General features: G+C 42.7%; 12 protein-coding genes and 2 pseudogenes. 11 read left to right on the forward strand and 3 right to left on the reverse strand.

What is annotated here, in order from left to right; translation table 11 throughout:
* Positions 1-176 precede the first annotated feature (176 nt).
* The 8 genes and pseudogenes from nt5e to SINDD18_RS09655 form a co-directional block, all read left to right on the forward strand.
* Positions 177-2,032, forward strand: a pseudogene (gene nt5e / locus SINDD18_RS09625) (cell surface ecto-5'-nucleotidase Nt5e); the annotation flags it as partial.
* A gap of 267 nt (positions 2,033-2,299) precedes the next feature.
* A complete protein-coding gene (locus SINDD18_RS11695) occupies positions 2,300-2,398 on the forward strand; it encodes an LPXTG cell wall anchor domain-containing protein (RefSeq protein ID WP_431305827.1) in 99 nt (32 codons plus the stop codon).
* Positions 2,399-2,536: 138 nt separating this feature from the next.
* Positions 2,537-2,977 (forward strand): zinc-dependent transcriptional regulator AdcR, encoded by a 441-nt coding sequence (gene adcR / locus SINDD18_RS09630; protein ID WP_001249315.1) that lies wholly within the window; start codon positions 2,537-2,539, stop codon positions 2,975-2,977.
* A complete protein-coding gene (locus SINDD18_RS09635; RefSeq protein WP_049548546.1) occupies positions 2,977-3,681 on the forward strand; it encodes a metal ABC transporter ATP-binding protein in 705 nt (234 codons plus the stop codon). Before adcR ends, SINDD18_RS09635 begins: the two co-directional genes overlap by 1 nt.
* Positions 3,674-4,480 (forward strand): metal ABC transporter permease, encoded by an 807-nt coding sequence (locus SINDD18_RS09640; protein WP_061863957.1) that lies wholly within the window; start codon positions 3,674-3,676, stop codon positions 4,478-4,480. Before SINDD18_RS09635 ends, SINDD18_RS09640 begins: the two co-directional genes overlap by 8 nt.
* Positions 4,481-4,489: 9 nt before the next feature.
* Positions 4,490-5,992 (forward strand): zinc ABC transporter substrate-binding protein AdcA, encoded by a 1,503-nt coding sequence (locus SINDD18_RS09645; protein WP_061863958.1) that lies wholly within the window; start codon positions 4,490-4,492, stop codon positions 5,990-5,992.
* A gap of 129 nt (positions 5,993-6,121) precedes the next feature.
* Entirely contained in the window at positions 6,122-6,985 is an 864-nt protein-coding gene (locus tag SINDD18_RS09650; protein WP_061863959.1) for a VOC family protein, read from the forward strand.
* Between the two features lie 76 nt (positions 6,986-7,061).
* Positions 7,062-7,319, forward strand: coding sequence for a metal-sensitive transcriptional regulator (locus SINDD18_RS09655; RefSeq protein ID WP_045613673.1), 258 nt, complete (start codon positions 7,062-7,064; stop codon positions 7,317-7,319).
* A gap of 94 nt (positions 7,320-7,413) precedes the next feature.
* On the opposite strand, the gene SINDD18_RS09660 is transcribed toward SINDD18_RS09655, so the two are convergent.
* The 3 genes and pseudogenes from SINDD18_RS09660 to SINDD18_RS09670 form a co-directional block, all read right to left on the reverse strand.
* Positions 7,414-7,710 carry a rhodanese-like domain-containing protein gene (locus SINDD18_RS09660; protein WP_045613671.1) on the reverse strand — a complete coding sequence of 99 codons (297 nt, stop codon included), beginning with the start codon at positions 7,708-7,710 and terminating at the stop codon, positions 7,414-7,416.
* Positions 7,700-8,484, reverse strand: a pseudogene (locus SINDD18_RS09665) (rhodanese-like domain-containing protein); the annotation flags it as partial. The pseudogene SINDD18_RS09665 and the gene SINDD18_RS09660, both read right to left, overlap by 11 nt.
* 92 nt (positions 8,485-8,576) lie before the next feature.
* A complete protein-coding gene (locus SINDD18_RS09670) occupies positions 8,577-8,882 on the reverse strand; it encodes a rhodanese-like domain-containing protein (RefSeq protein ID WP_061863960.1) in 306 nt (101 codons plus the stop codon).
* Positions 8,883-9,449: 567 nt separating this feature from the next.
* Between SINDD18_RS09670 and SINDD18_RS09675 the strand changes: the two genes are divergently transcribed.
* The 3 genes from SINDD18_RS09675 to SINDD18_RS09685 form a co-directional block, all read left to right on the forward strand.
* Positions 9,450-13,052 carry a DNA-directed RNA polymerase subunit beta gene (locus tag SINDD18_RS09675; protein ID WP_061863961.1) on the forward strand — a complete coding sequence of 1,201 codons (3,603 nt, stop codon included), beginning with the start codon at positions 9,450-9,452 and terminating at the stop codon, positions 13,050-13,052.
* A gap of 32 nt (positions 13,053-13,084) precedes the next feature.
* Positions 13,085-16,747 (forward strand): DNA-directed RNA polymerase subunit beta', encoded by a 3,663-nt coding sequence (gene rpoC, locus SINDD18_RS09680; RefSeq protein WP_061863962.1) that lies wholly within the window; start codon positions 13,085-13,087, stop codon positions 16,745-16,747.
* 256 nt (positions 16,748-17,003) lie between these two features.
* A partial coding sequence (locus tag SINDD18_RS09685) for a CshA/CshB family fibrillar adhesin-related protein (RefSeq protein ID WP_081108304.1) occupies positions 17,004-25,506 on the forward strand: 8,503 nt, incomplete at its 3' end.

Raw genomic sequence — 25,506 nt, forward strand, 5'->3', positions numbered from 1 at the left:
CTCACTCAACCACTGCGTTTTGATCGACAATCCAAAGACAATTGAGAGGCTAGGACTTTTGTCCCAGCCTCTTTTTTAAGAAATGTCGGATAGCTTAGCCTAAAAAAGGCAAAAAGTTTTAAAATGATACTAAATAGCGTATAATGGTAGAAGAAAGAAGAGAAAGGGATTTAAAAATGAATAAACGTTTTTTGTTGCCTGTCCTATCGACAGTCCTATTAGCTCCAGCCTTTTTAGCTGGACAAGTCTATGCTGAAGAAAATACTAGTTCTTCAGAAGTTACAGAAGTTGTGAGCGCTGCAGAAGCACCAGTAGTAGCAGCGACTCCTGAGGTTGTTACAAGTCCGGCAACGGCAGCTGAGGAAGCTGCACCTCAAAAAGAAGAAGCAGATACTGTTATCTTGCATACCAATGACGTGCATGGCCGTATCGTAGAAGAAAAAGGAGTAATTGGAGATGCCAAGCTCGCGACAGTTATTGAGAAGGAGCGCGAAAAAGGCAATCAAACGACCCTAGTGGTGGATGCTGGTGATGCCTTCCAAGGTCTGCCAATTTCAAACTCTACAAAGGGTGAAGCTCGTGCCAAAATCCTAAATGAGATGGGCTACGATGCTATGGCTGTAGGAAATCATGAGTTTGACTTTGGACTTGACGAAGCAAAAAATACAAAGAAATCTTGAACTTCCCACTGCTCAGCTCAAATACTTACGTTAATGGAGCTCGTCTATTTGAAGCAGCAACAATTGTTGATAAGAACAAGGATGTTGAAGGTGATGAGTTTGTCGTCATCGGTGTGACAACACCTGAAACAGCTACTAAGACTCACCCTAAAAATGTTAAAGGTGTAACCTTTACAGAACCTATTGCAGAGGTTAACAAGGTTATCGAAGAAATTCAGGCTAAAGCCTTGGCAGAGGGCAAAGACTACAAACATTATGTTGTTCTCGCTCACTTGGGAGTTGATACAACAACACCTGTAGAATGGCGTGGTTCAACACTTGCAGAAGCACTTTCAAAAAATCCTCTTTTGAAAGGCAAGCGTGTTACAGTGATTGACGGCCACTCTCATACTGTAGAATCAACAACTTACGGCGATAATGTAACCTATAACCAAACAGGAAGTTATCTCCATAATGTCGGTAAAATCACTTACAAATCTCGTCAATTATTAGGAAATCCAAGCCAGATACCTGCTGCAGATGCTAAGAAATTAGAAGCTAATCCAAAGATTGCAGTCATGGTCAAAGAAATCAAACAAAAGTATGACGCTGAAAATGCTGTAGAAGTTGTTTCAAATAGTCCAGTTGAATTGAACGGTGACCGTGAAAATGTCCGTGTCCGCGAAACAAACCTTGGAAATGTTGTAGCAGATTCTCTCTACCAGTATGGTCAAACAGGATTTAGTCATCCAACAGATATCGCTGTGACAAATGGTGGAGGCTTGCGTGAAACTATTGCCAAAGGTAAGCCAATCACAAAAGGAAATGTCATTGCAGTTTTACCATTTGGAAACACAATCTCACAAATTCAAGTAACTGGTCAGCAAGTTCTGGATATGTTTGAAAAATCACTCGGATCTATCTTGCAGGTTGATAAGGCAGGAAAAACTGTCTTGGATGAAAATGGTCAACCATTGCTAGAACCAAGCGGTGGATTCTTACAGATTTCAGGTGCCAAGGTCTACTATGATACAAACCTAGCTGCAGGCAAACGTATCTTGGCTGTTCAAGTTAAGAATCGTGTGACTGGTCTTTATGAAAAACTAGATTTTGAAAAAGTCTACTACCTAGCAACCAATGACTTCCTTGCGGCAGGTGGTGACGGTTATACCATGCTTGGTGGTGCTAGAGAAGAAGGTCCTTCAATGGATGCGGCCTTTGAAGACTACCTCAAAACAGCTGATTTGACTCAGTATGAAAAGGTAAATCCAAATTCACGCACGATTTCTGTGGACTCAAAAACATTTAAACTAGCAGAAGAGCAAGGTAAAGAGCAAGAACCAGCAAAACCAGAAAAAGATTCGGCAACAAATCCAGCTAAACCAGAAAAAGATCAAGCCGTAACTCCAACTAAACCAGGAAAAAATCAGGAAACAACTCCTGCTGGATCAGGAAAAGATGCAGTTAAACCAGGAAAAGTCCAAACGACAACTCCGGCTACATCAGAGACAGATTCAACAACAAAAATAACTCAATCAGAAAAAGACCAAGCAACAAAACCGACTCAACCTTCTACTGTAAAAGTTGATTATAAGGTTGCAGATAAATTTACCGACAAGACAGTCGTATCAGAAAAATTACTGCCAAATACAGGTAGTGAGCAATCTATTTTCATGATGCTACTTGGTATGATTCTTGGAGCGACAGCCCTCTGGACTAGCCGTAAACAAGAAAAATAATTCTACAGGATGAAAACATCTCAGATGTTTTCATCTTTTTTCTTGACTCCTTGCAGGGATGTGATATACTTAACTAGTAAAGGAATGGTGTGAGAACCTTGTATTTATAGAAATTCTGTTCTGAGAAAGGAGCAAATCATGAGACAGTTGGCAAAAGATATCGATCAATTTTTAAACGAGATTATTTTAAAAGCTGAAAATCAGCATGAAATTTTGATTGGCCATTGCACGAGTGATGTAGCCTTGACCAATACCCAGGAGCATATTCTCATGCTTTTATCAGAGGAGTCGCTCACCAACTCTGAGTTGGCGCGTCGTCTCAATGTCAGTCAAGCTGCCGTTACAAAGGCTATCAAATCCCTGGTTAAGGAGGGAATGTTAGAAACGTCTAAGGATCCCAAGGATGCTCGCGTTGTCTTCTATCAATTGACAGACTTGGCTCGACCTATTGCTGAGGAACACCACCATCATCATGAACATACCCTCTCGACTTATGAGCAGGTTGCCACTCAGTTTACACCAAACGAACAAAAAATTATCCAGCGGTTTTTAACTGCTTTAGTAGGAGAAATCAAGTAATGAGATACATCACAGTAGAGGATTTGTCCTTCTATTATGACAAGGAACCTGTGCTTGAGCATATCAATTACAGTGTTGATAGTGGGGAATTTGTCACCCTTACTGGGGAAAATGGAGCAGCCAAGACAACGCTAATCAAGGCTAGTCTTGGAATTTTACAACCGAGAATTGGAAAAGTAACCATCTCAAAAACAAATATTCACGGAAAAAAACTAAGAATTGCCTATCTTCCTCAGCAGATTGCAAGTTTTAATGCAGGCTTTCCTAGTACTGTTTATGAATTTGTCAAATCAGGTCGTTATCCTAGAAAGGGTTGGTTCCGTCGCCTTAACGCCCATGATGAAGAACACATCAAGGCTAGTTTAAACTCTGTCGGCATGTGGGAACATCGGGATAAACGCATTGGTTCCCTTTCTGGTGGTCAAAAGCAAAGGGCTGTCATCGCACGTATGTTTGCTTCAGATCCGGATATCTTTATCTTGGATGAGCCGACAACAGGGATGGATGCCGGCACCAAGAATGAATTTTATGAACTCATGCACCATAGTGCCCACCATCATGGTAAGGCTGTTTTGATGATTACCCACGATCCTGAAGAGGTCAAGGACTACGCAGATCGTAACATCCACCTTGTTCGAGACCAAGATTCCCCATGGCGTTGCTTCAATGTCCATGAAAGTGATCAGGAGGTGGACCATGCTTAATCTATTTTCTTATGATTTTATGCAACGGGCCTTTTTGGCTGTTATTGCCATGAGTCTCTTCTCACCAGTCCTTGGGACCTTCCTCATCTTGCGTCGTCAAAGTCTCATGAGTGATACACTGAGTCACGTATCGCTATCAGGTGTGGCCTTTGGTTTGGTTTTAGGGATCTCTCCGACCATCTCGACTATTGCTATTGTCTTGATTGCGGCGGTTTTCCTTGAATATCTCCGTACAGTTTACAAGAGCTTTATGGAGATTGGGACAGCTATTCTCATGTCTACAGGACTTGCAGTTTCACTCATTGTTATGAGTAAGGGTAAGAGCTCTAGTTCTATGAGTCTGGACCAATACCTCTTTGGTTCTATTGTGACTATTAGTCAAGAGCAGGTCATTGGACTCTTTGTCATTGCAGCGGTTGTTTTAATCCTGACCTTCCTCTTTTTAAGACCCATGTACATCTTAACTTTTGACGAGGATACAGCTTTTGTAGATGGTCTTCCAGTGCGCACTATGTCTATCCTCTTTAACATGGTGACGGGTGTGGCTATTGCTCTTATGATTCCAGCTGCAGGGGCACTTTTGGTATCAACTATCATGGTCTTGCCAGCTAGTATCGCTTTGCGTTTAGGGAAGAACTTTAGCTCGGTGATGATTCTTGCCAGCGTTATTGGTTTTCTAGGTATGGTAGCAGGACTTTATATTTCCTACTATGCAGAGACACCACCGAGTGCAAGTATTACCATTATCTTTGTAGTTGTCTTTTTGTTAGTCAGCTTACTCAAACGTTTTATCAAATAGGAGAAGAAAATGAAAAAACTAGGCCTACTTTTGGCAAGTCTTGTGACACTATTCTTAGTCGCTTGTTCCAATCAAAAACAGGCAGACGGAAAATTAAATATTGTCACAACTTTCTATCCTGTCTACGAATTTACCAAGCAAGTAGCAGGGGACACAGCCAATGTCGAGCTCTTGATTGGGGCAGGGACAGAACCACATGATTATGAACCATCGCCTAAGGCAGTTGCTAAAATCCAAGACGCTGATGCCTTCGTTTATGAAAATGAGAACATGGAAACATGGGTTCCCAAGCTTTTAGATTCACTAGATGCGAAAAAAGTAAAAACAATCAAGGCTACTGGAGATATGTTGCTTCTTCCAGGTAGTGAAGAAGAGGAAGACCATGACCACGGCGAAGAGGGTCATCATCACGAGTATGACCCTCATGTATGGTTGTCTCCTGCGCGTGCAATCAAACTTGTAGAGCACATCCGTGATAGTCTTTCAGCTGACTATCCAGATAAGAAGGCGACTTTTGAGCAAAATGCAGCGGCCTATATCGAAAAACTACAAGCCTTGGATAAATCCTATACTGAAGGTCTTTCTAGTGCTAAACAAAAGAGTTTTGTGACTCAGCACGCAGCCTTTCGTTATCTAGCCTTGGACTACGGACTCAATCAAGTCTCTATCTCAGGTCTATCACCAGATGCTGAGCCGTCAGCAAGCCGCTTGGCAGAATTGACCGAATATATCAAGAAAAACAAGATTTCTTATATCTACTTTGAAGAAAATGCCTCACAAGCTCTAGCTAATACTCTTTCAAAAGAAACAGGAGTTAAGTTAGACGTTCTAAATCCTCTGGAAAGCTTGACCGAAGAGGACATGAAAGCTGGAGAAAACTATATCTCTGTCATGGAGAAAAATCTCAAGGCCCTCAAGCAAACAACTGACCAAGCAGGGGCAGAAATTGAGCCAGAAAAAGCCGAGGAAACTAAAACCGTTCAAAATGGTTACTTTGAGGATGCTGATGTCAAGGATCGTACCTTGAGTGACTATGCTGGTAACTGGCAGTCAGTCTATCCTTTCCTTGAAGATGGTACTCTAGACCAAGTCTTTGACTACAAGGCTAAATTGACTGGTAAGATGACCAAGGATGAGTATAAGGCCTACTATCAAAAGGGTTACCAAACAGACGTGACCAAGATTAACATCACGGATAACACTATGGAATTCATCCAAGGTGGCCAAAGTAAGAAATATACTTACAAGTATGTCGGCAAGAAAATCTTGACTTATAAGAAAGGGAATCGTGGAGTACGCTTCCTCTTTGAAGCGACTGATGCAGACGCCGGACAATTCAAGTATGTTCAATTCAGCGACCACAATATTGCTCCAGTCAAGGCAGAGCATTTCCATATCTTCTTTGGAGGCACTAGCCAAGAAGCCCTCTTTGAAGAGATGGACAACTGGCCAACTTACTATCCAGATGGCTTATCAGGTCAAGAGATTGCCCAAGAAATGTTGGCTCATTAAATCCAAACAATCCTTCCTACATGGGGAGGATTTTTCTTGTTTTATCAGCGTTGAGCTTTTGGATTGACATTAGCTGAGAGGGGAGTATAACAGATGTAACAATAAAAGTTACAACAAAGGAGCTTTTCTATGGTTTACGAATATAATAGTCGCATTCATTTGGCTGAAGTAGCTTTAAATGTCAAGGACTTAGAAAGTCAGACAGCATTTTATCATCAATTGCTAGGTTTGGAAATAGTACATCAATCGGAAGAGGAGGTTCTCTTAGGTGCGGGAGAAAAACCGCTTGTGAAGCTTATTCAAACAGAAAATACAGGCAATCCTAAGCAGAGCTACGGTCTTTACCATATGGCCTTGCTTTTGCCGACTCGTGAAGATTTGGCTAATGTTTTTAAACACTTGTTAGACTTAAAGATCCCATTAGTTGGTGGAGCTGATCATGGTTATAGTGAGGCAATCTATTTAGAGAACTTAGAGGGTAATGGGATTGAACTCTACAGAGATAAACCGATGACAGACTGGGATATTCGTGAAGATGGCCGTATTATCGGTGTGACAGAAGAACTCTCTGCTCAAGATATCTACCAACTAGGAAAAGAAATAGAGCCTTTTACAATCGCAAGTGGCACTTGCATGGGTCATGTTCACCTATCTGTAAAAAATAGCCGAGAAGCGAGTGCATTCTACCAAGAGTCTCTTGGTCTTGAAGATAAATTCACGATTCCACATGCCAGTTGGATTGCATCGGGAGATTACCATCATCATCTAGCAGTTAATGAATGGGGAGGTAAAAACTTAGCTCCTCGTGAGCAAGGAATGGCAGGCCTAGCCTACTATGTAGTTGAAGTTGAGAATAAAGAGTATTTGGTCAATTTGTTTGCGCAAGCACAGGATCGGCACGGGCAGCTTCAGTGGATTCCCTCTTCAGAGTTCTCTATTACAGATAAAGATGGGCTTGTTACTCATGTGAGAGTGGGGGCTAGAAGACTTTGACTACTAAAAAAGTGATACTTTTGACAAAGCCCTTTATTAGAGATATAATGTAGAAAAATCGTTTAAGGATAAAGATATGACAAAATCAAAGTACATTACACGCCTCAAACGCTCAGAGGGTCAATTGCGAGGTATTCAAAAAATGATGGAGGAAGAGCGTGATTGTGTCGATATCATTACTCAATTAACAGCAGTTCGATCCAGTGTTGATCGTATTATTGAACTGATGATAACGGAGAATTTAACAGCTTGCATTAACGACCCTCTAGAGGATCCTCAAGCACAGAAGGAAAGATTGGAAAAGGCAGTTAAATACTTGATTAAACGCAAGTAATTAAAAATAGACGTTTCTTCTAAATAGTGATTAAATGATTAAAAGAGCAGTTGGTTTTCTTGGAATTAGACCAATTGCTCTTTTTGAATTTTATTTATTCTACATCACCAGGCCATTGGTTCATGCCGCCTTCTACATTGGTAACGGTGAGGCCTTGGGCGCTGAGAAATTGACAGGCAGAGGCAGAACGTACTCCACCTTGACAGATGACATGGTATTCATGGTCAGGTTTGAGTTCTTTGTAGCCTTGCTCCAAGGTACTTAACGGAAGATTTTTGGCAGCTGGTGCATGTCCTGCTTGGAATTCATGTACTTCACGGACATCGATAAGATCTAGATTTTCATTTTGATATTTTTCATAAAAGTCAGCCATGCTGATATTAGTTACCATATTCTACTCCTTCTGGGTTAGCCATTTTGTATAGTGAATAAGAGCCGTCAAGGTTTTGGACGGTAAATCCTGCTTGCTTGAGGATACGCTCTGCGATATAGCTGCGCAAACCACTGTGACAGCTAACGATGTAGGCTTGGTTCTTGTCTAGTTCATCCAAGCGTTCCCGTAGTTCGTTTAGGGGGATGTGGATGGTGTCAACCTTAAGTCGACCACTTTGGTATTCGCTACTGGTCCGTGCATCCAGGAATTTCTTGCCAGTAGCTATTTCATCTTCTAGCTGGTACCACTGTATATTGTCGCTCAGACCTTCGATAAGGTTTAAGGCTGCGTATCCCAGCATATTTACTGGATCTTTGGCAGAACCAAATGGTGGTGCATAGGTGAACTCTAACTCTGGCAAGTCAAAGACGGTGAGATTTGCCTTGATAGCAGTTGCTAGGATATCGATTCTCTTGTCAACACCTTTCTTCCCAACTCCTTGGGCGCCATAGATTTTGCCACTGGTTGGGTCAAAGAGGAGCTTTAAGGTCATACCAGTAGCACCTGGATAATAACCAGTGTGGTCTTTCCCGCTGACATGAATTGCCTTGTATGGGAGTTGATTGTCACTAAGAGTGCGCTCGCTAAGACCTGTCGAAGCAGCGGAATACCAAAAGCACGAACGATAGCAGTACCGATACTACCCTTGTTTTTGCGCTCCATTCCAGCAATTATGTCTGCCACTTGACGTCCTTGACGGTTTACAGGAGAAGCTAGTGAGATGATAGTATCTTCCATGAGGCGTCTGAGACGAGTCGCCACTGACATACCACCTGCAACTCATCCAACAATGATAATCTTCATTGAGTTTCTTCCTTTTAGTTCTATATAGTTTCGCCTGTCCAAGCGATCATACCGCCTCGGACGTTGATAACATCATAGCCTTTTTTCTTGAGCTTTTTAGCAGCCATCTTACTTCGGATACCAGAATGACAGATGACATAGAGAGTTTCTTTTGTCGCAGGGGTGTAAGATCCGATTTCGGTTAGAGGAATATTCTTTGCATTTTTGATATGACCTTTACGGAATTCCGTAGGCGTCCGAACGTCCAATAGCTGAATCGGTTCCTTGAGTTTAGCTTCTAATTCGCTGGTAGAAATACTATCAATTTTTGTAAATAAGTAAAACATAGGCACCTCCAAATATACCCGTATAGGGTATATTAAACCACTAAGAAGTGCTTTTGTCAAGCAAGTTGAATTGATCAGCATTCTTTCTTATTTAGAAAAATTTTTGTGCTTTTCCAGTATGTTAGATGATACCCTACAAACAAGGGAGAATCGTTTTTTCAGTTGGTTGGCAGGATATATCATACAAGTGATTCTAATTATTCAAGAACGAACCTCTGAAAACAATCTTTTCAGAAACAACTTACAACTATACCAAAGCAAGAAAAAACCGTCAAAGGACTTGAAAAATTAGAGAAAATCGGGTATAATGTGAGTAATCATTTGTCGTAGGTTTTGTCTGAAATATTGTCCAGACAAGGCTCACAGCAGTTAAATCTCCTGAAAAAAGTCGGATTTAACTGCTCTTTTTGTGCTTTTTTTTCGGGATTTTTTGCATCTGTAACAGAGATTTAAAGATTCTGAAAATTACCCAAAGAGGATAAGTTGATAGGGGTTTTAGAACCATCTAACGATAATTACTAGCTTAGGTCACTAAGCTTGGAACTTTATTTAAAAAGGAGAATCATCTTGGCAGGACATGACGTTCAATACGGGAAACATCGTACCCGTCGTAGTTTTTCAAGAATCAAAGAAGTTCTTGACTTACCAAATTTGATTGAAATTCAAACTGATTCATTCAAAGATTTCCTAGACCATGGTCTGAAGGAAGTGTTTGAAGATGTATTGCCAATTTCAAACTTCACAGACACAATGGAGTTGGAATTTGTTGGCTACGAAATCAAAGAACCTAAATATACGCTTGAAGAAGCTCGTATCCACGATGCCAGCTACTCAGCACCTATCTTTGTAACCTTCCGCTTGATTAACAAAGAAACTGGCGAAATCAAGACACAGGAAGTATTCTTTGGTGATTTCCCAATCATGACTGAGATGGGAACCTTTATCATCAACGGTGGTGAACGAATTATCGTATCACAGTTGGTGCGTTCTCCAGGTGTTTACTTTAATGACAAGGTAGACAAAAATGGTAAAGTGGGTTACGGTTCAACTGTTATCCCTAATCGTGGAGCTTGGTTGGAACTTGAAAGCGACTCAAAAGACATCGCCTACACTCGTATCGACCGTACTCGTAAGATTCCATTTACGACCTTGGTTCGTGCGCTTGGTTTCTCAGGCGATGATGAAATCTTTGATATCTTTGGTGACAGCGATCTTGTTCGTAATACTGTTGAAAAAGATATTCACAAGAATCCAATGGACTCTCGTACAGACGAAGCTTTGAAGGAAATTTACGAACGCCTTCGTCCAGGTGAGCCTAAGACTGCTGAAAGCTCACGTAGCTTGCTTGTAGCTCGTTTCTTTGACCCACGTCGTTATGACTTGGCTGCAGTTGGTCGTTACAAGATCAATAAAAAACTCAATGTTAAAACACGTTTGCTTAACCAAACCATTGCTGAGCCATTGGTAGACCCTGAAACAGGTGAAATCTTGGTAGAAGCTGGAACAATCATGACTCGTAGCGTGATTGAGAGCATTGAAAGCCATTTGGATGGCGATTTGAACAAGATTGTCTACATTCCAAATGATGCTGCTGTAGTAACAGAGCCAGTTGTTCTTCAAAAATTCAAGGTTGTTGCACCAACTGATCCAGATCGTGTTGTAACAATCATCGGTAATGCAAATCCAGACGATAAAGTTCGCACAATCACTCCAGCAGATATCTTGGCTGAGATGAGCTACTTCCTCAACTTAGCAGAAGGTATTGGTCGTGTGGATGATATCGACCACCTTGGAAATCGTCGTATTCGTGCTGTTGGTGAATTGCTTGCCAACCAAGTGCGTCTTGGACTTTCACGTATGGAACGTAACGTTCGTGAACGTATGTCTGTTCAAGATAACGAAGTACTAACACCACAACAAATTATCAATATCCGTCCAGTAACTGCAGCAATCAAAGAATTCTTTGGTTCTTCTCAATTGTCACAGTTCATGGACCAACACAACCCGCTTTCTGAGTTGTCACACAAACGTCGTTTGTCTGCCTTAGGACCTGGTGGTTTGACACGTGACCGCGCTGGATATGAAGTGCGTGACGTGCACTACACTCACTATGGTCGTATGTGTCCAATCGAGACACCTGAGGGACCAAACATCGGTTTGATCAACAACTTGTCTTCATACGGACATCTCAACAAATATGGTTTCATTCAAACACCATATCGTAAGGTTGATCGTGAAACTGGAAAAGTAACTAACGAAATCGTTTGGTTGACAGCCGATGAAGAAGATGAGTACACAGTAGCACAGGCTAACTCTAAATTGAACGCAGATGGCACTTTTGCTGAAAAAGTTGTCATGGGACGTCACCAAGGGGTTAACCAAGAATACCCAGCTTCAAGTGTTGATTACATGGACGTTTCTCCAAAACAGGTAGTTGCCGTTGCGACAGCATGTATTCCTTTCTTGGAAAACGATGACTCCAACCGTGCCCTCATGGGTGCCAACATGCAACGTCAGGCTGTACCATTGATTGATCCAAAAGCACCTTACGTTGGTACTGGTATGGAATATCAAGCAGCCCACGACTCTGGAGCGGCTGTAATTGCTCAGTATGATGGTAAAGTTACTTATGCCGATGCTGACAAGGTAGAAGTTCGTCGTGAAGATGGCTCATTGGATGTTTACCATATCCAAAAATTCCGTCGTTCAAACTCAGGTACTGCCTACAACCAACGTACGCTTGTTAAAGTTGGTGACGTTGTAGAAAAAGGTGACTTTATCGCAGATGGACCTTCTATGGAAAATGGAGAAATGGCGCTTGGACAAAACCCAATCGTTGCCTACATGACATGGGAAGGTTACAACTTCGAGGATGCCGTTATCATGAGCGAACGCTTGGTGAAAGACGATGTCTACACATCTGTCCACCTTGAAGAATACGAATCAGAAACGCGCGATACAAAGCTTGGGCCTGAAGAAATCACTCGTGAAATTCCAAACGTTGGTGAAGATGCCCTTAAAGACCTTGACGAAATGGGTATTATCCGTATCGGTGCTGAGGTTAAAGAAGGGAACATCCTTGTAGGTAAAGTGACACCTAAGGGTGAAAAAGATCTTTCAGCTGAAGAACGTCTCTTGCACGCTATCTTTGGAGACAAATCTCGTGAAGTTCGTGACACTTCTCTTCGTGTACCACACGGTGCCGATGGTGTTGTTCGTGATGTTAAGATCTTTACACGTGCAAACGGTGATGAATTGCAATCAGGTGTTAACATGCTGGTTCGTGTTTACATCGCTCAAAAACGTAAGATTAAGGTCGGAGATAAGATGGCCGGACGTCACGGAAACAAAGGGGTTGTTTCTCGTATCGTTCCTGTAGAAGACATGCCTTACCTTCCAGATGGAACTCCAGTTGATATCATGTTGAACCCACTTGGGGTGCCATCACGTATGAATATCGGTCAGGTTATGGAGCTCCACCTTGGTATGGCAGCTCGTACTCTTGGTATCCATATCGCAACACCAGTCTTTGACGGAGCAAGTTCTGAAGATCTTTGGTCAACTGTTAAGGAAGCAGGTATGGATAGCGATGCTAAGACTATCCTTTACGATGGACGTACTGGTGAACCATTTGATAACCGTGTGTCAGTTGGTGTCATGTACATGATCAAACTTCACCACATGGTTGATGATAAATTGCACGCTCGTTCAGTCGGACCATACTCAACCGTTACGCAACAACCACTCGGAGGTAAAGCTCAGTTTGGTGGACAACGTTTCGGTGAGATGGAGGTTTGGGCGCTTGAAGCCTATGGTGCATCAAATGTCCTTCAAGAAATCTTGACTTACAAGTCTGACGATATCAACGGACGTTTGAAAGCTTATGAAGCTATTACAAAAGGAAAACCAATTCCAAAACCAGGTGTTCCAGAATCCTTCCGAGTTCTTGTTAAAGAATTGCAATCACTTGGTCTTGACATGCGTGTTCTTGACGAAGATGATCAAGAAGTTGAACTTCGTGATCTTGATGAGGGCATGGACGAAGATGTCATCCACGTAGATGACCTTGAAAAAGCACGTAAAAAAGCTGCTGAAGAAGCAAAAGCTGCTTTTGAAGCTGAAGAAGGTGCAAAAGCGGAAGCAACAGAAGAAGCTACTGAACAAGAATAAGCAGTTCACTTATAATAGAAAGGGAAGAAATAGTGGTTGATGTAAATCGTTTTAAAAGTATGCAAATCACACTAGCTTCTCCAAGCAAAGTCCGTTCATGGTCTTATGGAGAAGTCAAAAAACCTGAAACAATCAATTACCGTACGTTGAAACCAGAACGTGAAGGACTCTTTGACGAAGTCATCTTTGGTCCTACAAAAGACTGGGAATGTGCTTGTGGTAAATACAAACGCATTCGTTACAGAGGGATTGTTTGTGACCGTTGTGGTGTTGAAGTAACGCGTACAAAAGTTCGTCGTGAACGTATGGGACACATCGAGTTAAAAGCTCCTGTATCTCATATCTGGTATTTCAAGGGGATTCCAAGCCGTATGGGCTTGACCCTTGACATGAGTCCTCGTGCCCTCGAGGAAGTTATCTACTTTGCTGCTTATGTGGTGATTGATCCTAAGGATACTCCACTTGAGCACAAGTCTATCATGACAGAGCGTGAATACCGTGAACGCTTGCGTGAATTTGGTCATGGTTCATTCGTTGCTAAAATGGGTGCCGAAGCTATCCAAGACCTCTTGAAACAAGTAGATCTTGAAAAAGAAATTGCTGAACTTAAAGAAGAATTGAAAACAGCAACTGGACAAAAACGTATCAAAGCCATCCGTCGTTTGGATGTTTTGGATGCATTTTACAAGTCTGGAAATAAACCTGAATGGATGATTCTCAACATCCTTCCAGTTATTCCACCAGATCTTCGTCCAATGTTGCAGTTGGATGGTGGCCGTTTTGCCTCATCTGACTTGAACGACCTCTACCGTCGTGTTATTAACCGTAATAACCGTCTAGCTCGTTTGCTGGAGTTGAATGCACCAGGTATCATCGTTCAAAATGAGAAGCGTATGCTTCAAGAAGCGGTTGACGCTTTGATTGACAATGGTCGTCGTGGTCGTCCGATCACAGGACCAGGTAGCCGTCCACTTAAATCATTGAGCCACATGCTCAAAGGTAAACAAGGACGCTTCCGTCAAAACTTGCTCGGTAAACGTGTTGACTTCTCAGGACGTTCCGTTATCGCCGTTGGTCCAACTCTTAAGATGTACCAGTGTGGTGTGCCACGTGAAATGGCGATCGAGCTCTTCAAACCTTTCGTCATGCGTGAAATCGTAGCTCGTGATATTGTGCAAAACGTTAAAGCGGCTAAACGTTTGGTAGAACGTGGAGATGAGCGTATCTGGGATATCCTCGAAGAAGTGATCAAAGAACACCCAGTACTTCTTAACCGTGCACCGACCCTTCACCGTTTGGGGATCCAAGCCTTTGAACCTGTCTTGATTGATGGTAAGGCCCTTCGCTTGCACCCACTTGTCTGTGAAGCCTACAATGCCGACTTTGACGGGGACCAAATGGCCATCCACGTACCGCTTTCAGAAGAAGCTCAAGCCGAAGCACGTATCTTGATGTTGGCTGCTGAGCACATCTTGAACCCTAAAGATGGGAAACCAGTTGTTACTCCATCTCAGGACATGGTATTGGGTAACTACTACTTGACCATGGAAGAAGCTGGCCGTGAAGGTGAAGGAATGGTCTTCAAAGACCGTGATGAAGCTGTTATGGCCTACCGCAATGGTTATGTTCACCTCCACTCACGTGTTGGTATCGCAACAGACAGCCTCAACAAACCTTGGACAGAAGAGCAAAAACATAAAGTCTTGCTTACAACTGTTGGTAAGATCCTCTTCAACGATATCATGCCAGAAGGCCTACCTTACTTGCAAGAGCCAAACAATGCCAACTTGACAGAAGGCGTTCCGGATAAATACTTCTTGCCACTGGGTGGAGATATCAAGGAAGCGATCAGCAAACTTGAATTGAACCCTCCATTTAAGAAGAAAAACCTTGGAAATATCATCGCTGAAATCTTCAAACGTTTCCGTACGACAGAAACTTCTGCCCTACTTGACCGTATGAAGAACCTCGGTTACCACCACTCAACGCTTGCAGGATTGACAGTGGGTATTGCCGATATTCCAGTTGTTGAAGACAAGGCTCAAATCATCGAAGAATCACACAAACGTGTAGAACAAATCACCAAACAATTCCGTCGTGGTATGATCACAGACGACGAACGCTACAATGCTGTTACAGCTGAATGGCGTGCTGCCCGTGAAAAACTAGAGAAACGTTTGATTGCCAACCAAGATCCTAAGAACCCAATCGTTATGATGATGGACTCTGGAGCCCGTGGTAACATCTCAAACTTCTCACAGCTTGCCGGTATGCGTGGTCTGATGGCGGCTCCGAACGGACGTATCATGGAATTGCCAATCCTTTCAAATTTCCGCGAAGGTTTGTCAGTACTCGAAATGTTCTTCTCAACACACGGTGCTCGTAAAGGTATGACCGATACGGCCCTTAAGACAGCCGACTCAGGTTACTTGACTCGTCGTTTGGTTGACGTTGCCCAAGATGTTATCATCCGTGAGGACGACTGTGGAACTGACCGTGGTCTCTTGATCCGTTCGATTACTGAAGGTAAAGAGATGATTGAATCTCTTGAAGAGCGCCTCAATGGTCGTTACACTAAGAAAACTGTTAAGCATCCAGAAACTGGTGCAGTTATCATCGGTCCAAATGAATTGATCACAGAAGACAAGGCGCGTGAAATCGTCAATGCTGGTGTCGAAGAAGTAACGATCCGCTCCGTATTTACATGTAACACTCGTCATGGGGTCTGCCGTCACTGTTATGGTATCAACTTGGCGACTGGTGATGCGGTTGAAGTTGGTGAAGCAGTTGGTACTATCGCTGCCCAATCTATCGGGGAACCTGGTACACAGCTTACAATGCGTACCTTCCACACGGGTGGGGTTGCCTCAAATACCGATATCACTCAGGGTCTTCCTCGTGTCCAAGAAATCTTTGAAGCCCGCAATCCTAAAGGGGAAGCGGTCATCACAGAAGTCAAAGGGGAAGTTACAGCAATCGAAGAAGATGCTTCAACTCGTACCAAGAAAGTATTCGTTAAGGGTGAAACTGGAGAAGGCGAATACGTGGTACCATTTACAGCCCGTATGCGTGTAGAGGTTGGAGATCAAATCTCTCGCGGTGCAGCTCTTACAGAAGGTTCTATCCAACCAAAACGTCTCCTTGCTGTACGTGATGTCTTGTCAGTTGAAACTTACCTCCTCGGTGAAGTACAAAAAGTTTACCGTAGCCAAGGGGTAGAAATCGGTGACAAACACATCGAGGTAATGGTTCGTCAAATGATCCGTAAAGTTCGAGTTATGGATCCAGGAGACACAGATCTTCTCATGGGAACACTTATGGACATCAACGACTTTACAGATGCTAACAAGGATGTTCTTATCGCAGGTGGAGTGCCAGCGACTGGTCGTCCAGTTCTTATGGGAATCACCAAAGCCTCGCTTGAAACAAATAGTTTCTTGTCAGCAGCTTCCTTCCAGGAAACAACTCGTGTCCTTACAGACGCAGCTATCCGTGGTAAGAAAGACCATCTCCTTGGTCTCAAGGAAAATGTTATCATCGGTAAGATTATCCCAGCTGGTACAGGTATGGCACGTTACCGTAACCTTGAACCACAAGCAGTCAACGAAGAGTCTTACCTAGCATCTTCACAAGAAGAAGCTCCAGTTGATACGACTGTAGAAGAAGTCGTTGAAACTGTTGAAGTAAGCGAATAAAATAATGCTTAAACAAAAAGAGGGTCTTCCCTCTTTTTTTGTATTAAATATATAGAAAAGGTATATTGATTTTTATATGATTTACTAAATAATTTGAGCTATAAAAGTAGAAAATTTTTTCCAAAAAATTGAGCAAAATGCTTGGTATTCAAGGGCTGGCATGATAAAATATAACAGCGATTAGTTTACGAAATATAATGAATAGTAAATACATATTTATTCTAAACTAAGTTAAATTTTATGCAACTTGGAGGTAATGTTAGTGAAAAATGATCTGTTTAATGACCGTATTAGTCGATTTTCAATTCGTAAGTTAAATGTAGGAGTTTGTTCAGTTTTACTAGGAACTTTAGTTATGCTTGGAACTGCTACAGGAGTAGCAGCTGAAGAAGTCGTTGAGAATAAGCAAACTGACGAGGTTGCTGTGACAACTGAAAAGGAACAGCCGGAATCTCTTTCTACATCTCAAGCTGAGAAAGAAGATGTTACAACTTATCAGGCAACTCCAGTTGTTCCAGGTGCAACTGAAACTAAGCTGAAACTAGATCACACAAGATTGCAAGGCTATATTGCTGAGATTGAAACAAACCTGGCGAATGGTAAATATAGCAATAAGACTGATGAAAGTATTGATGCTTTAAAAGCAAGTCTTGATAATGCTAAGAATGCTCTTGCCTCTGCTGAAAGTCAAGCTGAATTGGATGCAGCTTACCAATCACTTGTAACAATTGTCAATTCTAAACTTAAAAACAAAGAAAAAGCTGTAGCCGAAACAGAAGTAGCAGCTCCTGAAAAGACAGAAGCCACTACAGGTAAACCTGCAGAAAACACAAAACCAGCTGAAGGTACAAATTCAATTGCGAATACAGGTAAAAACGACCCTCGTAATGGTAAAGAGATTGATAAGAATACTGCCTTCCGTGCAGATACTGCAACAGCTACTGGAATTGGTGCAGACGTTGAAGACGCAACTTCAACTCCAAAAGTTGAAAAACCAGGATTTACAACAGATATAAAAGCAGCGGATTTGGCGAGTCAAATCTCATGGTTGGACTTTGGGGATAAGGCTAACTGGACAGGTACAACGATAACGTCAGATGGCAAACTTGCACTCCAAGTTGGTGCTACCTATACTAAGGAAATAATGCCAGGCTATGTAGTTACCATCAAGGTTAAGTCTTTGAAACCATTCCAAGCAACTGAACTCTATAAAAAACGTCTTGAAGAGCGAGGAGCAACAGAAGCAGAAAAGGCAACCTATGATCCAAACGCTAAAAATGGTTATATCAACTCTATTCGTGATGCAACAACAAGAGCTGCTTTTAATAATAAAGAAGAAGCAAAAGTAATTGCGGTTCCACAAAATAAATGGACTGAAATCCGTAAAGAAGGGATCGACACTGGTAATAAACAAACTACGATTTCTTCAGAATTCAACGGTGGAAATATCGGTGTTCAGTTTGAAATTTCTGCGACCTTCCGCGGGAAAGCGGTCAAACCTGCTATTGTCATGGCGGATGGGGAGTCAGCTAACCCAGGTGAGTTAGTACTTTTCACTACAAACGGTTCAGGTTGGCAACATGTTGGGGAATGGTTAAAAAATAATAACTCAAATACGAAAAACTATGTTCCTCAAGATACAAATAACTTATTCGATCCTACAAAACCTAATAACGTTGTAAATATTGATGGAGTTAACTTTAATGGACTTAACTTAAACCTTTTACGTAGAGCAACTGGTGTGGGTGAAGAAGGGAAAACTGTAGCATGGAAATACTATGGAAGCGCAGACTTGAAGACAGGTGGTTTAGGAACAGGCGTATTTGGTCCTAACGTTTCTTCAAACACGATTGCCGTACCTATGGTCATGACACGTGGCGCTTCTGAAATTGGATTATATATCGCATCTTCAGGTAAACAGTCAGCAATGCTAGGATTCTTCCCAATTGATGAAGGAGACGCTCCTGAGTCATACGGTAAGGCTATGCATACCATTGCAACTGTAGATGGCGTAACTGGTGCTAAAGTAAATCAACCGTATATTGGTAATGTGAGCCCAGATATGGATGAGAATACGACTCCTGACTGGTTCGGTGATGATAAGGCAACTACGGCCGATGAAGGAATTGACCAATTGCTTCCAGATGAGCTTAAAGGTACAACCAATGAGATGATCAAGATGGACCGTACACGCCCAGGTAACTACAAGCTGTCAGTTCAAGCCCATACAGATGGAGCTTCAGAAGCTTATATCTACGGTTGGATAGACTTTAACCAAAATGGTACCTTTGATGAAGATGAACGCTCTGATCTTGCAAGAATCACAAATGACGGCACCGTTGAGTTGACCTTTGCAAAGAGCAAGACTTATATCGATCCTAGCGTTAAAGAACTAGGTGCTCGTGTTCGTATTGCCAAGAAAGCTACCGAGATTGAGAGCCCAACTGGTATGGCCTTCTCAGGGGAAGTGGAAGACTTCAGAACTCAAATTACGCACCCACCAAAAGGGGAATTCAAGGAAACAAGTGGTCTTCAAGGGGAGGAGCAAACTGCAACTGTAACCTTTACAGCACGTGGAGAACACAAGTATGAGCTTAATTCTAGTGCCGTTATTGACGAAACGGTAGAACCATACATCGTTGATAAAGATGGCAACCGTGCAACTCTTAATGCGGACGGTTACTATGTCGTTCCAGGACAAGGTAAGTACAAGATTACTGCCAACGGTAAAGATGTCGACGTTGAATTTATTCCTGAAGATAACTTCCTTGGAACAGCTGATGGTATTTCTATCCGTCGTTCAGATAACAACGGTTATGATACTGGTTGGTCAACAAAATTCCCAGATCAAGAAGCAAACATTAATGGTCAGTTGAATACCATGGATGGTCAATACGTTCCAACAGTCACTCCAATTGAAATCGAAGGAGTTGACAAAACTTCGACTGATGTTCAAGGTGCGACTCAAATAGGTACACCAGAGTTTGAACTAGAGGGTACAAATAGTAATGGTGAAAAAGTTAAAGTAGCACCAGACTTTGACTATCCAGCTAAGTTTGTGAGTCCTACGACTGGCAAGATAATCAATGATCCTGTTGTAACTGTAGAAGGGGAAGGAATTTACTACTTAGACGATTTGACTGGGAAAGTTACCTTTGTGCCGGAACCGGGCTTTACGGGCACTGCTAAGGGAGTAACAGTTTCACTCACTGCTCCAGTTGGACGTGATAAAAATAAACAAGTTCAGTCAGAGTTTATAAAAACAGCAATAGCTAAGTACACCCCAACTGTAACGCCAACTACAATCACACCCACTAATAAGGTTTCCGAGGATGTTCAAAATGTTCCTCAAACTCAAACACCAACATTTGAGTTAAGCAACGATAAGGCTACGAAGATTACTAGTAAGAAATTAGTAGATCCAATGACTGGTCAACCTACTAATGAAACAAGTGTAACAGTAGCGGGTGAAGGAACTTATACAATCGATCCTACTACAGGAGCGGTTACCTTCACACCTGAAAAAGACTTTGTTGGAACTGCAACTGGAGTAACAATTCAAGCGACTGCTACGATTATAAATGCTAACGGCAAGACTGCAACCATCACTTCAGATGCTACTTACACACCAACTGTTGTAGCAGCAGTGCCAACAGCCCAACCTGCTAAATCTAAGGATATTCAAGGTGCAACTCAAACAGGAGCACCAACCTTTGCAGGTACAACTGTTCAAGTCAACGGTCAAGACAAGGCAATTACTATCAAAGAAAATAGTTACAAACTCTTGGATAAAGACGGTAACGAAGTTTCAAGCACGCCAGCTTATGCTGCCGATGGTACAACGTCAATCGGTACATTCACTATCAATCCAGCAACTGGTACTGTAACATTCACACCGTCAGACAAATCATACACTGGTGCGGTAACACCAGCCAAGGTGCAAGCTGAAAGCTCAAACGGTATCAAGGTTGATACAACCTACACACCTGAGATTGTTCCTGTAACCCCAACAGCAACATCATCTGAATCAACTGACATCCAAGGTGCAACTCAAACAGGTAAACCTGAATTCAAGGGTGGAGCTGTAACTGTTGACGGTGTCGAGAAGACTGTTGAGATTAACGAAGCTGTTCCGGCAACATTTGATGATGGTTCAACAACCAAGACAGTTGATGGTGTTGGGACATATACAGTAGCCGCAGATGGTACAGTAACCTTTGTTCCTGAAAAGTCATTCACAGGTAAAGCACCGGCCGTAACGGTTGTCCGTGAAGATAAGAACGGAACCAAAGCCTCTGCAACCTACACACCAACAGTAACACCGGTTAAACCAACTGCAGCACCAGCTGAATCAACAGATGTTCAAGGTGCCACTCAAACAGGTAAGCCGGTATTTACTGAGGGTGATAGCCGTGTGCCAATGAACAATGCTGTTCCAGCAACATTTGATGATGGTTCAACGACTAAAACTGTGGAAGGTGTTGGTACATACACAGTAGCAGCAGATGGAACAGTAACCTTTGTTCCTGAAAAGTCATTCACAGGTAAAGCACCGGCCGTAACGGTTGTTCGCGAAGATAAGAACGGAACCAAAGCCTCTGCAACCTACACACCAACAGTAACACCGGTTAAACCAACTGCAGCACCAGCTGAATCAACAGATGTTCAAGGTGCCACTCAAATAGGTAAGCCGGTATTTACTGAGGGTGATAGCCGTGTGCCAATGAACGATGCTGTTCCAGCAACATTTGACGATGGTTCAACGACTAAGACAGTAGAAGGTGTTGGTAAGTTCACAGTAGCAGCCGATGGAACAGTAACCTTTGTTCCAGAACCAAGCTTTACAGGTACTGCATCAGCCGTAACAGTTGTCCGTGAAGATATGAATGGTACTAAAGCCTCTGCGACCTACACTCCAACAGTAACCCCAACCACAATCAGCCCTACTAATAAGGTTTCTGAGGATGTGCAAAATGTCCCTCAAACTCAAACGCCTACATTTGAGTTAAGCAATGACAAGGCTACGAAGATTACTAGCAAGAAATTAGTAAATCCAGTAACTGGCCAGCCTACTGATGAAACCAGTGTGAAAGTAGCAGGTGAAGGAACATATACAATCGATCCAACGACTGGAGCGGTAACCTTTACTCCTGAAAAAGATTTTGTAGGCACTGCACAAGGAGTAACTGTTCAAGCAACTGCTACTATTACAAATGCCAACGGTAAGACTGCAACAATTACATCCGATGCAACCTACACACCAACAGTTGTAGCGGCTGTTCCAACAGCAAACCCTGCAACTTCTAAAGATATTCAAGGTGCAACACAAACAGGGACACCAACCTTTGCAGGAACAACTGTTCAAGTGAATGGTAAAGATAAAGCTATTACGATCAAAGATAATAGCTACACGCTTTTGGATAATGATGGCAATGAAGTGACAAGTACACTAGCTTATGCCGCTGATGGTACAACTGAAATCGGTACTTACTCTATCGATTCAGCTACTGGTCAAGTCACTTTCACACCAACTGATAAATCATACACAGGTGCTGTAACACCAGCCAAGGTTCAAGCTGAAAGCTCAAACGGTATCAAGGTTGATACAACTTATACACCTGAAATTGTTCCAGTAAGCCCAACAGCGACACCAGCTGAAACAACTGATATCCAAGGTGCGACTCAAACAGGTAAACCTGTATTCACAGAAGGTGACAGCCGTGTGCCAATGAACGATGACGTTCCGGCTACTTTCAGTGATGGCTCAACTACCAAGACAGTTGACGGTGTTGGTACATACACAGTAGCAGCAGATGGAACAGTTACATTCGTACCAGAAAAATCATTTGTCGGAACTACACCTGCTGTAACAGTTGTTCGTGAAGATATGAACGGAACCAAGGCATCAGCGACTTACACACCAACAGTGACACCAGTAACTCCGACAGCGACACCAGCTGAAACAACTGATATCCAAGGTGCGACTCAAACAGGTAAACCAACCTTTACTGAAGGCGATCCAAATGTTCCAATCGATGAGGATAGTCCAGCGACCTTCGAAGATGGCTCAACCACTAAGACAGTAGATGGCGAAGGAACATACACAGTCGCACCAGATGGAACAGTAACCTTCGCGCCAGAAAAATCATTTACTGGAACAGGAACAGGCGTGACTGTAAAACGTGTAGACAAGAACGGTACACCAGTCACAGCTAAGTACACACCAACAGTGACACCAGTAACTCCTACGGCTACTCCAGCTGAGTCAACAGATATCCAAGGTACCACTCAAACAGGTAAACCAACCTTTACTGAAGGCGATCCAAATGTTCCAATCGATGAGGATAGTCCAGCGACCTTCGAAGATGGCTCAACCACTAAGACAGTGGATGGTGTTGGTACATACACAGTAGCAGCAGATGGAACAGTAACCTTTGTTCCTGAGAAATCATTTACTGGAACAGGAACAGGCGTAACTGTGAAACGTGTGGATAAGAACGGAACTGAAATCACAGCTAAGTACACACCAACCGTAACACCAGTAACACCGACAGCAACACCAGTTGAAACAACAGGTAAGCAAGGTCAAACCCAAACAGGTAAGCCTGAATTTACTGAAGGCGACAGCCGTGTGCCAATGAACGATGATGTACCTGCAACATTTGACGATGGTTCAACTACCAAGACAGTTGATGGAGTTGGTACATACACAGTAGCAGCAGACGGAACAGTAACCTTTGTTCCTGAAAGGTCATTCACGGGTAAAGCGCCGGCCGTAACGGTTGTTCGTGAAGATAAGAACGGAACCAAAGCTTCTGCAACTTACACCCCAACAGTAATACCGGTGACTCCAACTGCTACACCAGCAGAATCAACTGGCCCTCAAGGTCTTGTTCAAACTGGAACAGTTACCTTCACTGAAGGTGACCCAGTCGCACCAATCGACAAGGATACCATTACTCTTCTTGACAAGAATGGTCAACCAGCTATATCAGTAGAAGCGAAATCACCAGAAGGCAAGGTTGTTGGTACTTTCACAGTTGATAAGGAAACAGGTGTTGTAACCTTCACACCAACTGATAAATCATACTCAGGTGATGTTGTTCCAGTTAAGGTTCAAGCTAAAGATGCTAACGGTACTGCTGTAGAAACAACTTACACACCTAAGATTACTCCAGTCGTTCCAACATCTGAAGATGCGACATCTACTGATATCCAAGGTGCCACTCAAACAGGTAAACCAACCTTTACTGAAGGCGATCCAAATGTTCCTATCGATGAAGATACTCCTGCAACATTCAAAGATGGCTCAACAACGAAAGTTATTCCAGGAGAAGGTACATACACTGTTGCTCCAGATGGGACAGTAACCTTCGTCCCAGAAAAATCATTCACTGGCACAGGAACAGGCGTCACTGTTAAACGTGTAGACAAGAACGGCAAACCAGTCACAGCTAAGTACACCCCAACTGTGACACCAGTAACTCCAACAGGTGAACCAGCTACAACTATTGGACCAAAAGGTAAAGAACAGTCTGGTAAACCAACATTCAAGGAAGGCGATAGCCGTGTTCCAATGAATAATGACGTTCCAGCAACATTTGACGATGGTTCAACAACTAAGACTATTTCAGGTGTTGGTACATACACAGTAGCAGCAGATGGAACAGTAACCCTCGTACCTGAGAAATCATTTACTGGAACAGCTCCATCTGTTACAGTTGTTCGTGAAGATATGAACGGAACAAAAGCTTCTGCAACATATACACCAACAGTAACACCGGTTACTACATTTGTAGATAAAGAAGGCAATTCAATTCCAGGATATCCTACAGTTGATGGTGAACAAGAAAAAGCAGAAATCCCAGGCTACCGCTTCGTAGAGACTAAGAAACTTCCAAACGGAGATACAGAGCATGTCTACGAACAAGTTAGGACATCATTCAAGGATAAAGAAGGAAAAGAAATCCCAGGATATCCTACAGTTGATGGTGAACAAGAAAAAGCAGAAATCCCAGGCTACCGCTTCGTAGAGACTAAGAAACTTCCAAACGGAGATACCGAGCACGTCTACGAACAAGTTAAGACATCATTCAAGGATAAAGAAGGCAATTCAATTCCAGGATATCCAAGTGAAGATGGCGAACAACCGAAGAAAGAAATCCCAGGCTACCGCTTCGTAGAGACTAAGAAACTTCCGAACGGAGATACCGAGCACGTCTACGAACCAGTTACGACATCATTCAAGGATAAAGAAGGTAATTCAATTCCAGGCTATCCAAGTGAAGATGGCGAACAACCGAAGAAAGAAATCCCAGGTTATCGCTTCGTAGAGACTAAGAAACTTCCGAACGGAGATACCGAACACGTCTACGAACCAGTTACGACATCATTTAAGGATAAAGAAGGCAATTCAATTCCAGGATATCCAAGTGAAGATGGCGAACAACCGAAGAAAGAAATCTCAGGTTACCGCTTCGTAGAAACGAAGAAACTTCCAAACGGAGATACCGAGCACGTCTACGAACCAGTTAAAACATCATTCAAGGATAAAGAAGGCAATTCAATTCCAGGCTATCCAAGTGAAGATGGTGAACAACCGAAGAAAGCTATTCCAGGTTACCGCTTCGTAGAGACTAAGAAACTTCCAAATGGAGATACAGAGCACGTCTACGAACCAGTTACGACATCATTTAAGGATAAAGCTGGCAATTCAATTCCAGGCTATCCAAGTGAAGATGGCGAACAACCGAAGAAAG

It is taken from the genome of Streptococcus infantis, assembly GCF_001579645.1.
Taxonomy (GTDB): Bacteria; Bacillota; Bacilli; order Lactobacillales; family Streptococcaceae; genus Streptococcus; species Streptococcus infantis_E.

Excerpts from the sequence above, each read along its gene's own strand:
- adcR (WP_001249315.1), top strand. The coding sequence starts at position 2,537 with ATGAGACAGTTGGCAAAAGATATCGATCAATTTTTAAACGAGATTATT.
- SINDD18_RS09635 (WP_049548546.1), top strand. The coding sequence starts at position 2,977 with ATGAGATACATCACAGTAGAGGATTTGTCCTTCTATTATGACAAGGAA.
- SINDD18_RS09640 (WP_061863957.1), top strand. The coding sequence starts at position 3,674 with ATGCTTAATCTATTTTCTTATGATTTTATGCAACGGGCCTTTTTGGCT.
- SINDD18_RS09645 (WP_061863958.1), top strand. The coding sequence starts at position 4,490 with ATGAAAAAACTAGGCCTACTTTTGGCAAGTCTTGTGACACTATTCTTA.
- SINDD18_RS09650 (WP_061863959.1), top strand. The coding sequence starts at position 6,122 with ATGGTTTACGAATATAATAGTCGCATTCATTTGGCTGAAGTAGCTTTA.
- SINDD18_RS09655 (WP_045613673.1), top strand. The coding sequence starts at position 7,062 with ATGACAAAATCAAAGTACATTACACGCCTCAAACGCTCAGAGGGTCAA.
- SINDD18_RS09660 (WP_045613671.1), bottom strand. The coding sequence starts at position 7,710 with ATGGTAACTAATATCAGCATGGCTGACTTTTATGAAAAATATCAAAAT.
- SINDD18_RS09670 (WP_061863960.1), bottom strand. The coding sequence starts at position 8,882 with ATGTTTTACTTATTTACAAAAATTGATAGTATTTCTACCAGCGAATTA.